This is a genomic window from Neoroseomonas marina (genome assembly GCF_012927745.1).
Taxonomy (GTDB): domain Bacteria; phylum Pseudomonadota; class Alphaproteobacteria; order Acetobacterales; family Acetobacteraceae; genus Neoroseomonas; species Neoroseomonas marina.
On sequence record NZ_JABBKX010000003.1, the window covers coordinates 226,566 to 238,890 of the forward strand.

Annotated in this window: 13 protein-coding genes; 8 read left to right on the forward strand and 5 right to left on the reverse strand. The window is 72.5% G+C overall.

Annotation, left to right across the window (positions count from 1 at the left end):
* The first annotated feature begins 35 nt into the window (after window positions 1–35).
* A complete protein-coding gene (gene iolD, locus GWK16_RS11145) occupies window positions 36–1,868 on the forward strand; it encodes a 3D-(3,5/4)-trihydroxycyclohexane-1,2-dione acylhydrolase (decyclizing) (RefSeq protein WP_170054041.1) in 1,833 nt (610 codons plus the stop codon).
* 1 nt (window position 1,869) lies between these two features.
* On the forward strand, window positions 1,870–2,778 hold the full coding sequence (gene iolE / locus GWK16_RS11150) for a myo-inosose-2 dehydratase (RefSeq protein ID WP_170054042.1): 909 nt from the start codon (window positions 1,870–1,872) through the stop codon (window positions 2,776–2,778).
* Here the strand turns inward: iolE and GWK16_RS11155 are convergent.
* The 4 genes from GWK16_RS11155 to GWK16_RS11170 are packed head-to-tail and all read right to left on the reverse strand — an operon-like array spanning window position 2,759 to window position 6,508.
* Window positions 2,759–3,553 (reverse strand): ABC transporter permease subunit, encoded by a 795-nt coding sequence (locus tag GWK16_RS11155; RefSeq protein ID WP_338144459.1) that lies wholly within the window; start codon window positions 3,551–3,553, stop codon window positions 2,759–2,761. The two genes, iolE and GWK16_RS11155, sit on opposite strands and share 20 nt — an antisense overlap.
* Window positions 3,550–4,380, reverse strand: coding sequence for an ABC transporter permease subunit (locus GWK16_RS11160; protein WP_170054043.1), 831 nt, complete (start codon window positions 4,378–4,380; stop codon window positions 3,550–3,552). The genes GWK16_RS11155 and GWK16_RS11160 overlap by 4 nt, the downstream gene beginning before the upstream one ends.
* Complete coding sequence (locus tag GWK16_RS11165) at window positions 4,377–5,420, reverse strand: ABC transporter ATP-binding protein (RefSeq protein ID WP_170054044.1); 1,044 nt, start codon at window positions 5,418–5,420, stop codon at window positions 4,377–4,379. Before GWK16_RS11165 ends, GWK16_RS11160 begins: the two co-directional genes overlap by 4 nt.
* Window positions 5,417–6,508: a polyamine ABC transporter substrate-binding protein gene (locus GWK16_RS11170; protein ID WP_170054045.1), complete on the reverse strand. Its 1,092-nt coding sequence runs from the start codon at window positions 6,506–6,508 to the stop codon at window positions 5,417–5,419. The genes GWK16_RS11165 and GWK16_RS11170 overlap by 4 nt, the downstream gene beginning before the upstream one ends.
* A gap of 237 nt (window positions 6,509–6,745) precedes the next feature.
* Between GWK16_RS11170 and GWK16_RS11175 the strand changes: the two genes are divergently transcribed.
* Genes GWK16_RS11175 through GWK16_RS11185 form a run of 3 tightly spaced genes read left to right on the forward strand, consistent with a single transcriptional unit; the run spans window position 6,746 to window position 9,960 of the window.
* Complete coding sequence (locus GWK16_RS11175; RefSeq protein WP_170054046.1) at window positions 6,746–7,396, forward strand: hypothetical protein; 651 nt, start codon at window positions 6,746–6,748, stop codon at window positions 7,394–7,396.
* Between the two features lie 49 nt (window positions 7,397–7,445).
* Complete coding sequence (locus GWK16_RS11180; RefSeq protein ID WP_170054047.1) at window positions 7,446–9,551, forward strand: hypothetical protein; 2,106 nt, start codon at window positions 7,446–7,448, stop codon at window positions 9,549–9,551.
* 31 nt (window positions 9,552–9,582) lie between these two features.
* Complete coding sequence (locus GWK16_RS11185) at window positions 9,583–9,960, forward strand: phage tail fiber protein (protein ID WP_170054048.1); 378 nt, start codon at window positions 9,583–9,585, stop codon at window positions 9,958–9,960.
* Window positions 9,961–9,965: 5 nt separating this feature from the next.
* Here GWK16_RS11185 and GWK16_RS11190 read toward each other — a convergent pair whose 3' ends face one another.
* A complete protein-coding gene (locus tag GWK16_RS11190; protein WP_168039086.1) occupies window positions 9,966–10,349 on the reverse strand; it encodes a hypothetical protein in 384 nt (127 codons plus the stop codon).
* Between the two features lie 94 nt (window positions 10,350–10,443).
* On the opposite strand from GWK16_RS11190, the gene GWK16_RS11195 reads away from it, so the two are divergent.
* The 3 genes from GWK16_RS11195 to GWK16_RS11205 all read left to right on the forward strand — a co-directional run bounded on the left by GWK16_RS11195 (window position 10,444) and on the right by GWK16_RS11205 (window position 12,302).
* Complete coding sequence (locus tag GWK16_RS11195) at window positions 10,444–11,115, forward strand: structural protein (RefSeq protein ID WP_170054049.1); 672 nt, start codon at window positions 10,444–10,446, stop codon at window positions 11,113–11,115.
* Window positions 11,112–11,363: a hypothetical protein gene (locus tag GWK16_RS11200; protein ID WP_170054050.1), complete on the forward strand. Its 252-nt coding sequence runs from the start codon at window positions 11,112–11,114 to the stop codon at window positions 11,361–11,363. Before GWK16_RS11195 ends, GWK16_RS11200 begins: the two co-directional genes overlap by 4 nt.
* 159 nt (window positions 11,364–11,522) lie before the next feature.
* Window positions 11,523–12,302 (forward strand): enoyl-CoA hydratase/isomerase family protein, encoded by a 780-nt coding sequence (locus GWK16_RS11205; RefSeq protein WP_170054051.1) that lies wholly within the window; start codon window positions 11,523–11,525, stop codon window positions 12,300–12,302.
* Window positions 12,303–12,325 lie beyond the last annotated feature (23 nt).

Genomic DNA, 12,325 nt, shown 5'->3' on the forward strand with positions numbered 1-12,325 from the left:
ACACTTCCCCGGCGTCAGCACGCGGGGGAAACGTCATGGCCAGCATCCGCCTCACCGCGGCCGAGACAACCATACGCTTCCTGGCGGCGCAGGAGACCGAGGTCGATGGCCGTCGCATGCCGCTGTTCGGCGGGGTCTTCGCCATCTTCGGCCATGGCAACGTGGCGGGACTCGGGCCCGCGCTGCGGGCCGCGGGCAAGCGGCTGCCGACCTTTCGCGCGCACAACGAGCAGGCCATGGCGCACGCCGCAATCGCCTATGCCAAGACCCATGCGCGGCGGCGGATGATGGCGTGCACGACCTCGATCGGACCGGGTGCGACGAACATGGTCACCGCCGCGGCGGTCGCGCATGTGAACCGGCTGCCGGTGCTGCTGCTGCCAGGCGACATCTTCTCCGACCGGAGGCCCGACCCGGTGCTGCAGCAGATCGAGCATTTCGGCGATCCGACCGTCTCGGCCAATGACTGCTTCCGGCCGGTGTCGCGCTTCTTCGACCGCATCATGCGGCCGGAGCAGCTTCTGGTGAGCCTCCCCGCGGCGCTGCGCGTGCTGACCGATCCGGTCGAATGCGGCCCGGCGACCATCGCCTTTCCGCAGGACGTGCAGACGGAAGCCTTCGACTGGCCGGCGGAGTTCTTCCGGCCGCGGCTGCATCATCCCCGCGCGCCGGAACCGGATGCGCGGGAACTCGCGGAGGCCGCTACCGCGCTGCGCGGGGCGAAGCGGCCGCTGATCATCGCCGGCGGGGGCGTGAAGTATGCGGGGGCGGAGCAGGCGCTCGCGCAGTTCGCCGGCGCGCATGGCGTGCCGGTGGCCGAGACCCAGGCCGGCAAGGGGAGCCTGGCCTGGGATCATCCTCGCAACGCCGGCGCGATCGGGGTAACCGGGTCGGCGGCGGCGAACGAGCTCGCGGCGAAGGCCGACGTCGTGCTGGCGATCGGGACTCGGCTCCAGGACTTCACCAGCGGATCGCGCGCCCTGTTCGGGCAGGCGCGGCTGGTCGGGCTGAATGTCGGCGCTTTCGATGCGGCGAAGCATGGCGCGCTGCCGCTGGTGGCCGATGCGGCGCGGGGGCTCGTGGCGCTGGATGCGGCGCTGGCCGGATGGTCGGCGCCGGCGGCCTGGACGCAGAAGGGTGCGACCGCGACGGCGCGCTGGCAGAAGGCGGTCGACCGCATCACCGCAGCGCCGAAGGCGGGCACCCTGCCGACCGATGCGCAGGTGCTCGGCGCCGTGAACCGCGCCATGCCGAAGGACGGCATCGTGGTCTCCGCGGCAGGCGGGTTGCCGGGCGAGTTGCACAAGCTGTGGCGGGCGACGGATGCGGCGTCCTACCACCTCGAATATGGCTATTCCTGCATGGGGTACGAGATCGCCGGCGGGCTCGGGGCGAAGCTCGCCATGCCGCAGCGGGAGGTGGTCGTGCTGGTCGGCGACGGCTCCTACCTGATGATGAACAGCGAGATCGCGACCTCGGTCGCCATGGGCGCGAAGCTAACGATCGTGCTGCTCGACAATCGCGGCTTCGGCTGCATCAACCGGCTGCAGCGCGGCACGGGCGGCGCGCCCTTCAACAACCTTCTCGCCGAGGCCGCGCCACCGGTCGATTTCGCGGCCCATGCGGCGAGCCTCGGCGCGGAGGCCGTCGCCGTCGACGGCATCGCGGGGCTCGAGGACGCCCTGCCCCGCGCCTTCCGGTCGAAGCGCACCACGGTGCTGGTGGTCGCGACCGATCCGCAGGTCTCGACGCAGGAGGGCGGGGCCTGGTGGGACGTGCCGGTCACCGCCCTGCCCCGCGACGCCGCGCAGGAACGCGCCCGCGCCGACTACGAGACCAACCGCGCGCGCCAGCGCCTCGGAGCCTGAGATGATCCGCCTCGCCATCAACCCGCTGACCTGGACCAATGACGACATGCCCGAGCTCGGCGCGGAGACGCCGCTCGAGACCTGCCTCGCGGAGGCACGGCAGTCGGGCTTCGCCGGGGTGGAACTGGGCAACAAGTTCCCGCGCGAGGCGGCGGCGCTGAAGCCGATCCTGTCGCGGCACGGCTTGGCGCTCGCGTCAGGCTGGTATGGGTCGCGGCTCCTGGAACGCGACGTAGATGCCGAAATGGCGGCGGCCGAACCACACATCGCCCTGCTGACCGCCATGGGCTGCACGGCCTGCGTCTTCGCGGAGGTGTCGCGCGCCGTGCATGGGGAACGCGGCACGCCGCTGTCGCGCCGGCCAGTGCTGTCGGATGCCGATTGGGCCGTGCTGGCGCCGCGCATGACGGAGATGGGGCGGCGCCTTGCCGCGCGCGGGCTGCGGCTGGCCTATCACCACCACATGGGCACGGTGATCGAGACCGAGGCGGAGATCGACCGGCTGATGGCGAGCACGGGGCCGGAGGTCGGGCTGCTGCTGGACACCGGGCACCTGACCTTCGCCGGCGGGGATCCGGTCGCGGCCGGGCGACGGCATGCGGCGCGCATCGCGCATGTGCATTGCAAGGACGTCCGAGCGCCGGTGATGGCGGATGTGAAGACGCGCGACCTGCCCTTCCTCGCCGCGGTGCTGGAAGGCGTCTTCACCGTGCCGGGCGACGGCAGCGTCGATTTCGCCGCGGTCTTCGCCATGCTGGCCGAGGCTGGCTACGATGGCTGGCTGGTGGTGGAGGCCGAGCAGGACCCGGCCAAGGCGCATCCCCTGACATATGCGCGGCTGGGGCACGGCACGGCGGAGCGCCTCGCCGCCGCGTCCTTCGGCGCCCGCTTCAGCCCCGCCGCGGCCTGAGCAGCAGCGCCGCGACGGCAAGCATCGCGCCGACGCCGAGCACGATCACCGCGCCCAGCGCATTGACCTCCGGCGTCAGGCCGAGGCGCAGCATGGCAAACAGCGCCATGGGCAGCGTCGTTCCGGAAGGGCCGGAGACGAAGGACGCGATCACCACGTCGTCCAGCGAGAGTGTGAAGGCGAGCAGCCAGCCCGCCGCCAGCGCCGGGGCGATCAATGGCAGCGTCACGGTACGGAAGGCGGTGAAGGGGGTCGCGCCGAGGTCCATCGCCGCTTCCTCGAGGCTGCGGTCGGTTTCGGCCAGGCGCGCCTGGATCACCACCGCGACGAAGGCGGCGCCGAGCGTCGCATGGGCGAGCAGCACGGTCAGCACGTCGCGCCCCTGCGGCCAGCCGGTCGCGGTTTCCAGCGCGACGAACAGCAGCAGCAACGAGAGGCCGGTCACGACCTCGGGCAGCACCAGCGGTGCGCCGATCAGCGCACCGAAGACCCCGCGGCCGCGGAAGGGCCCGAAGCGCGCCAGCGCCCAGCCCGCCGCGCCGCCGATCAGCACGGCAAGTGTCGCCGCCCCCGCTGCGATGCGCAGCGACAGCAGCGCGGCCTCGACCAGACGCTCATTCGCGGCCAGCGCGCTGAACCAGCGCAGCGAGAAGCCCCCCCACTGGAAGGGTATGCGGTCGGCGCTGAAGGCGTAGGCAACGAGCAGCAGAATCGGCAGCCAGAGGAAGAGCAGCCCCGCCATCAGCGCGGCGCGCACGAAGCGCCCGCGCGTCACGGCCGCGCCTCGAGACGCTGGAACAGGCGGATCGGCACCAGCAGCAGCACCAGCAGCGAAACCGCCAGCGCCGCGGCGACGGGCCAGTCGCGGTTCTGGAAGAATTCCTGCCAAAGCACGCGGCCGACAAGATTCGCCTCGGATGGTCCCATCAGTTCCGGGATGACGAACTCGCCCGCCGCCGGGATGAAGACGAGCAGGAAGGCGGCGGCGGCGGCAGGCGCGGTAGCGGGCAGCGTGACGGTGGCGAAAGCGACGGCCGGGCGCGCGCCGAGGTCGGCAGCGGCTTCCAGCAATGTCGGGTCGAGCCGCAGCATCGCCGCGAACAGTGGCAGCACCGCGAAGGGCAGGTAGGCGTGCACCATCCCGACCAGCATCGCCCCCTCGGTGTAGAGCATCGGCAGCGGCGCGTCCGTGATGCCGAGGCCCTGCAGCAGGCCATTGATCCAGCCTTCGTCGCGCAGCAGGCCGATCCAGGCGCCGACGCGCAGCAGGAAGCCGGTCCAGAAGGGCAGCATCAGCAGCGCGAGCAGCAGCAAACGCCGGTCAGGCCGGGCCCGCGCGATGCCCATCGCCATCGGATAGGCGATCGCCAGGCACAGCCCCGCCGTCATCGCCGCGATGCGCAGCGCGGTGAGGAAGGCGCCGAGGTAGTAGTCGTCCGCCACCAGCATCGCGAAGCCGGCCGTGGACCAGGCGAGTCGGAAGGGCGGCACGCCGGGGTCGGCCTCTGCCAGCGCGATGGCGCCGAGGATGCCGGCCGGCGCGGCGACGAAGATCAGCAGCCAGGCCCAGGCCGGCAGCAGGACGGCGAGACGGTTCCTCACGACGGGAGCGGCACCACGTCGGCCGCCTCCCAGCACAGGGTCACGTCGGCACCGCGATCGGGCGGCGGTCCGCCTTCTTCGGGGTGCGCGACGCGCAGCGTGGCGCCACCGCCGAGGTCCACAAGCACGAGGGAATCATCGCCGCGGAAGGCAACGTCCTGGACGATGCCACGGGCGGTATTGGGTCCCTCCCCGGCCGCTGCGATGCGGATGCGCTCGGGACGCAGCGCGATCGCGACGGTATCGGCCGGGATGGCGCCGGCGCAGCTGATCCCGGCGTCGGGGCAGTCGAAGCGGTCCTGCGCGGCGCGTCCTTCCAGCACGTTGGCCGCGCCGAGGAAGCGCGCGACGAAGCGGGAGGCGGGACGTTCGTAGATCTCGCGCGGGGGGCCGACCTGGGCGATGCGGCCGCCGTCCAGCAGCGCGACGCGGTCGGCGAGCGCCAGCGCTTCCTCCTGATCGTGGGTGACCATGACGAAGGCAGCGCCCGTCTCGCGCTGCAGCGCGCGGAGTTCGAAGCCGGTGCGTTCGCGCAGGCCCGCGTCCAGCGCGCCAAGCGGCTCGTCGAGCAGGAGCAGACGCGGGCGCATCACCAGGCTGCGGGCCAGCGCCACGCGTTGCTTCTGCCCGCCGGAGAGCTGGTGCGGGCGGCGTCGCTCGAAGCCCGCGAGGCCTACCATGGCGAGCGCGGCAGCGATGCGCGACGCCGCCTCGGCCTTCTTCACCCCGGCGCGCCGCAGGCCATAGGCGACGTTGTCCGCCACGGTCATGTGCGGGAACAGCGCGTAGGACTGGAACATCATGTTTACCGGCCGCGCCCAGGGCGGCGTCGCGGCGATGTCCGTCCCGTCCAGCAGCAGGCGGCCGGAATCCGGCGTCTCGAAGCCCGCGATGATGCGCAGCAGCGTTGACTTGCCAGACCCCGAGCCGCCCAGCAGGGCGAAGAACTCGCCCTGCCCGATCTCGAGGTCCAGCGCGTCGAGCGCGAGGGTCGGGCCGAAGCGCTTGGTGATCGCCTCGGCGCGCAGCAGCGCGGTCAACGCCCCGCCTTGAAGCGGGACCAGAGGCGGGTGCGCAAGCGCTCGACCTCGCGCGACGGCGTGCCGGCGACGAAGGTCGCGGCCAGCGCCTCGGCCGGGGGGAACACGCTCGGGTCGTTACGGACGGCTTCCTCCACCAGCGGGCGGCTGGCCGGCACGGCGTTGGGATAGCGGACCTGGTTGGTGATGCCGGCCATGACGTCCGGCTGCAGCAGGAAGTTGATGAAGGCGTGCGCGGCCTCGGGGTTCGGGGCGTCGGCGGGGATCGCCATCATGTCGAACCAGAGCTGCGCGCCCTGGCGCGGCATGACGTAGCCGATCTCGACGCCGCGGTTCGCTTCGCGGGCGCGGGCCGCGGCCTGGATCACGTCGCCGGAATAGGTCATCGCGGCGCAGACCTCCCCCGTTGCCAGCGCGTCGAGGATCGCGCTGGAGGGGATGATGGCGCGGACATGGCGGCGGATACCCATCAGCGCCTGTTCGGCGGCCCGGAGGTCCTCGGCCGAGTTGCCGTTGGGATCGCGCCCGAGCCAGCGCAGCACGGAAGGCAGCACGTCGGTCGGGCTGTCCATGACCATGATGCCGCAGCGGGCCAGGCGCTGCGCGTTCTCGGGCTTCAGCAGCACGTCCAGGCCATCGAGCGGCACGTCCGGCAGCGCGGCGCGCACACGGTCGAGCCGCAGCCCGAGCCCGACCGTGCCCCAGAGGTAGATCGCGCCGTGCCGGTTCCCCGGGTCGATCGCCGCGACGCGGTCCATCAACACGGGGTCGAGGTTGCGCCAGTTGGGAATACGTTCCCGATCGATCTCCCGCAGCGCGCCGGCGCGCAGCAGCCGCGCGAAGGTCGGCTCGCTGGTCGGTACGATGATGTCGTAGCCCGAGCGGCCGGCCGCCAGGCGGCCTTCCAGGGTCTCGAGGCTGTCATAGACGTCGTAGCGGACGCGAATGCCGGTCTCCCGCGTGAAGCGCGCCACCGCGTAGGGATCGATGTAGTCCGACCAGTTGTAGACGTTCAGCACGCGCTCCTGCGCCGCGGCCGGCAGGGCGGCGAGCAGCAGGGCGAGCACGGGCAGCAGGCGTCGGAGCATCGGCGCGGGTCCTCGGGGCGGCAACGGCGGATGGGCGAGACTACCACGCGTGGCGCGGACGCAAGCCCCGGGGCGACGCTTCGCGAAATAGGAATTTTTTGCTTGACTAGTCGGTATCGGTTCCTGTAATTCCGCCGCACCAACGGGCGAACTGCGTCCGCAGCGCCCCCCGTCCTCCCCGACAGCCCGATCCCCCGAAGCCCCGCCCGGCCCCGCCGCGCGGGCGAGGAGCCATGCATGCCCTTCAATGCCAGCGACCTCACGGCCCTGACGGCCGCGAACGGCTTCACGCTCTGGCACTACCGCACGCCCGACCCCCGCGCCTCAGTGGTGGCGCCGGGGTATTTCGCCGGGGCGGAACCGCCGCTGCTGCCGGGCGACATCATCATCGTCCAGGCTGCGGACGCGACCGCGCTGGTGCCGATCCGCGGCAGCGCGCTGGCCGGCGGCGGGGTCACGGTGGACCTGGCGGGGCTGACGCCGAACCTGCTGCGGTCGGCGACGCTTCTGGTGGACGTCATGGTCTCGGCGGCCGCGACCGCGCGGGCGGTGCTGCTCGACGCCATCCCCGGCGTGCTGGTCGAGGCATCGAGCCAGACCGTCGCCGCCACCGTCACCGGCCCGATTGCGCAGGCGACCTTCGCGCTGCGCGACGCCAACGGCGCCGATGTGCGCCCGCCGCAGACGGCGCCGGTCAGCGCGGGGCGTGCCAGCGCGACCTTCGTCATCCCCGGTGCGGGCAGCGGCTACCGCTTCTCCGTCGCCGACGCGTCGGACCCGACGCTGTTCAACCTCTCCGCACCCTTCGTCGTCTCGCCCCTGCCGCGCCTGCTGACGGAAGGCGGCGGGCGGCTCCTGCTCGAGACCGGCGGCACGATGATCCTCTAGCGCCCCGCCCGCCCCGCTCCCCCCGCCCCTTCGCCACAGAGAGACCCCGATGTCCGACACCAAGATCAGCGCCCTGCCCGCCATCGCCTCCGCCGCCGACGCCGACCTGCTGCCGGTGGTGCAGGGCAGCGGGCCCTCGGCCACCACGCGCCGCGCCAGCATCGCGCAGCTGCGCGCCGGTCTGCTCGCCGACCGTCCCGTCCATGTGCGCGAATACGGCGCGGTCGGGGACGGCGTGGCCAACGACGCCCCGGCCATCCAGGCCGCCGTCGACGCCATGGCCGCGAGCGGCGGCGGCGTGCTGCAGTTCGGCCCGCGGCGCTATCGCCTGGCGAGCCCCGTCACGGTGAACGGCGTATCGATCATCTTCCAGGGCGCTGGCTTCACCGAGGGCCCGGCGCCGCGCGACGGCACCTGGTTCACCATCGACACCACGGGCTTCACGCCCTTCACCTTCACCGGCGTCAACACCCGCGGCTGCGCGGTGCGCGACATCGCCGTGCACCAGACCCATGGGGCGGCGCAGGTCCCGGGCTGGACGCCGACGGCCTACGACTTCGTCTTCCGCGTGCAGGACTGCCTCGGTTCGATCGACTTCGAGAACGTCTTCCTCTGCGCGGTGAACCGCGGCATCTGGATCGACAATTCCGGCCGCTTCAACATCCAGCGCCTGCGCGGCCAGGTCTTCACCGGCGGCATCGAGATCGACCGGTCCTACGACATCGGCCGCATCGATCACGTCCATTTCTGGACCTTCGCGACGTCGGACGACGACGTGCTGGCGTATCAGCAGCAGAACCTCGACGCGATCCTGCTGCGGCGCAACGACGGCATCTTCCTCGACGACATCTTCGCCCTCGGCGCGCGGTCGGTGCTGCGCTTCTCCGCCTCGGCCTCGGGCGTCACGACCAAGTTCTACGTTGGCAACCTCTATACCGACTTCGCCAAGTACGGCGTCTGGATCGACGGCAGCGGCGTCGACGGGCAGATCGCCAATGCGACGACGCAGGGCGAGGCCATCACGCCCCCGGGCGCCGTCCTGCCGGGCAGCAACGGCATCCGCATCGACGGCAGCAACACCAGGCTGCATGTCGGCAACCTTCGCATCGACGCCGTCGAGAGCAACGCGATCATGGTGGCGGGCAGCGGCAACCGGGTCGACGTCTTCTCCTTCCGCGCCGAGCGGTTCAACACGCTGAATGACGGCTCGGCGGCGATCCAGGTGGCCAATGTCGCCTCAGGCACGCCGAACGCGGTCTATGTCGGCACGCCGCCGCTGCTGTCGAACGGCAATGGCGGGCCGCTGGCGAACACCGGCACCAACGGCTTCGTCGCCTCGGGCGGGCCGGCGGGCCGCATCGACCGGCCGGGCGTGATGGTGGGCGGGGAGAACAACGGGCTCTACCTGCCCGCGAGCGGCGAGATCGCGACCGTGGCCGGCGGGACCGAGGTGCTCCGCGCCACCTCGGCCGGCACGGTCACGGTCGGCGGGCCGACCTCCGCACCCGGCTTCCGCGTCGTCACGCCGGCAAGCTCGGTGAACGTCGTCGAGGCGCGCTCCGCCGTCACGGCCCAGGCCCCGAGCCTGTCGGCCGCCGGGTCCGATGCGAACGTCAACCTGGCGGTCGCGGCCAAGGGCACGGGCACGGTGGTGGCGCAGACGCGCGGCGCCACGGCGCTCGAGGTCGGCGCGGCGGCGACGCCGGTGAACTCGGTGCGCGTGAACGGATCAGCCACCGGGACCGCGGTCGGCGTGGTGGCGCAGGGGTCGGATGCCAACATCGCCCTCGCCCTCGCGGCCAAGGGCACCAACCCGGTGCAGCTGCAGACCCGCGGTGCGACGGCGCTCGAGGTCAACGCCACCGGCACGCCGGGCAACTTCCTGCGCGTCAACGCCACGGCCGCGGGCAGCGCGCCGCAGCTGATCTCGCAGGGGTCGGATACCAATGTCGGGCTGCAGCTCTCGGGCAAGGGCACCGGGATGGTCAGCGTCGTGGGTCCGCTGCAGCTCGCGACCTACACGGTCGCCACGCTGCCGGCGGCGGCGAGCTACCCGCGCGGCATCGTCTACGTCTCGGACGGCACGACGAACAAGCGCTTCGCGGTGAGCGACGGCACGTCCTGGCGCTGGCCGGACGGGGCGGTGGTGTCCTGAGCACAGCACGAGAGCCGAGGAGACACGCCCCATGACCGCCCTCACCGACTACGCAAAGAACGTCCTCGCCCGCGCCCTGGTCGGGCGGCAGCCGAGCCTGCCGGTCGCCGTCTGGGTCGGCCTCGGCACCGGGGGCACGGATGCCGCCGGGCTGACCGGGGAACCGGCCGCGGCGACGGGCTATGCCCGCCAGCCGGCGTCCTTCACCGGCACCGGCACGCAGACCAACGCGGCGCAGGTGCGCTTCAGCTTCAGCCAGGCCACCGGCACGCTGACCCATGTCGGGCTGTATGACGCTGTGTCGGGCGGGAACCCGCTTGCCTGGGCGACGCTCGGTTCGCCGGCGACGTTGACCTCGGCCGGGACCATAACCATCCCGGCGGCCAGCCTGGCCGTCGTGGCGGACTGACGGAGCTACTGCTGGGCGCCGGCGAGGATGACGCCCCCCGCCGAGCGCCCGGCATCGATCAGCGCCTGGGTCCGGTCACGGCCCCAGGTGGCGCCCATGCGGGGGCGGAAATCGCCCTCGCGTTCGTCGACCACGGCATAGGTCACGAGGAAGCCCTGCCCGGACCGGCCGGCGATCACGGCGAGCTCGACGACCATGAAGGAGACCAGCAGCTCCGGCGTGCAGGATCCGCCGCGGTCGATCGGCATCCGCACCGTGCGCTGCAGCCCGGCGGCGAAGGCATTGGCGTCGTCCCGCGCATCCTGGTGGCGGACGACGTGCACGCAGGACGCCTGCGCCGCGCCCGCCGCCATCGTCATCGCCAGCGCCGCCGCGATGGCTCGCCTCACCGCCGCCTCCCTCCGTACTCCAGGGCCGAAGGATGCCCCGGAAGGCGCCCGCGCGGCCAGCGCCACCCATTCCCCCGCAGCCCCGAGGACCCGCATGGACCCCCGCCAGACCCGCGGCTACCGCAACCGCAACCCGGGCAACATCGAGCACCAGCCGGCGAACCGCTGGCAGGGCCTTGCCGATCCACCGATCGAGCCCCCACCCGCCGGCGGCGGCGCGCCCCGCTTCGCGCGCTTCATCAGCCATGAATACGGCATCCGCGCACTCGCGATGCTGCTGACGACCTACCAGGACCGCCACGGCCTCCGGACCATTCGCGGCATCGTCACCCGCTGGGCCCCGGGGCGGGAGAACGACACCGAGGCCTATATCGCCGCCGTCGCGCGGCGAATGGACCGCCACCCGCGGGCGGGACTGGACCTGCACAGCTACGCCGATCTGCGGCCGCTCGTGGAAGCGGTGATCCAGCATGAGCTCGGCGGCATGCCGTATGACCGCGCGACCATCGATGCGGGCCTGCGGTTGGCGGGCGTCGTGCCGGAAGGACGCACCGCTGTCGCGCGCAGCGGCACGGCGCGGGCGGCGGCGGGCACGGCCGCGGCGGGCGTCGGCTCGGTCGCGGCCGTCGAGGTGATCGGCCAAGTGGCGCCGCATCTCGGCGCGGCAGCGGAACTCGCGCGGGCCCTTGGGCCTTGGCTGGCGGGGGCGATGATCCTCGGCGTCGCGGGCTGGTTCGTCGCCCAGCGCATGCGGCGGCCGGCATGAGCGCGATCGTCGCCCTGCTGTCCGCGGCCTGGGGACGGGTCGCGGGGTGGGCCGCGGCGTTGGGCGCGGCGCTCGTCGTGTTGCTGGCCGCCTATGCCGCCGGGCGGCGCGACGGGCGCGGCGCGGCGGAGTCCGAAACGCTGAGGCGCGCGGCGCGCGCGCGGGAGGTACGCGATGCGGTCGAGCGCGATCTGGATCGGTCTGGCGATGCTGCTGGCCGGCTGCGGCGGGACTGGCAGCGGCGCTGAGGCCTGCGGGCCTTGGCGGCCGATCCTGGTCTCGGTCGCGGATCGGCTGGAGGACGCCACGGCGCGGGCGATCCTCGCCCACAACATGACCGGGCGGCGCCTCTGCGGCTGGTGAAGCGGGCGGGTTTCGGGAAGCATGGGGGCCGAGAGAGGAACGCCATGACCGAAGACACCCGCCTGGATCCCCCGAGCCTCGAGATCGAGGGCGCGCGCGCGACGATCCGCCTGCACCGGTCCCGCCACCGCAACCGCGTGGAGCCCGGCGACATCATCCGCCTGATGGAGCATTTCGACACGGTGGATGCGAACCCGTCGCTGCGGGTCCTGGTCGTCGCGGCGAGCGGGCCGGCCTTCAGCGCCGGCTTCCACCTCGGCGGCTTCGCCGAGGACCGGGCGGCCGCCGCCCGCGCCCCGGGCTTCGACGCCATGGTCGACCGCTTTGAGGCGATCCGCGTGCCGACCATCTGCCGGCTGCAGGGCGGGGTCTATGGCGGGTCGACCGACTTCGCGCTGACGGCGGATTTCCGCGTGGGCGTGACGGGGATGGAGATGTTCATGCCGGCCGCGCGGCTCGGCGTGCACTACTACCCGGGCGGGCTGCGTCGATATGTCTCGCGCCTGGGGCTGAATACGGCGAAGCGCCTGTTCCTGACGGCGGAGAAGCTCGGCGGGGAGGAGCTGCTGCGGATCGGCTACCTGACGCATCTGGTGGCGCCGGATGCGCTCGATGCGGCGGTGGACGGGTTGGCGGCGACGCTCGCGGCGATGGCGCCGATGGCGGTGCAGGGGATGAAGCAGGCGCTCAACGAGATCGGGCACGGGCGCCTCGACGTCCCGGCCTGCGAGGCGCGGGCGAAGGCGTGCAAGGAGAGCGCGGATATTCAGGAAGGCCTGAAGGCATTCCGGGAAAAGCGGGCACCGGTGTTCAAGGGGATGTGAGGTGGTGCTGTTGGAGAGGATTG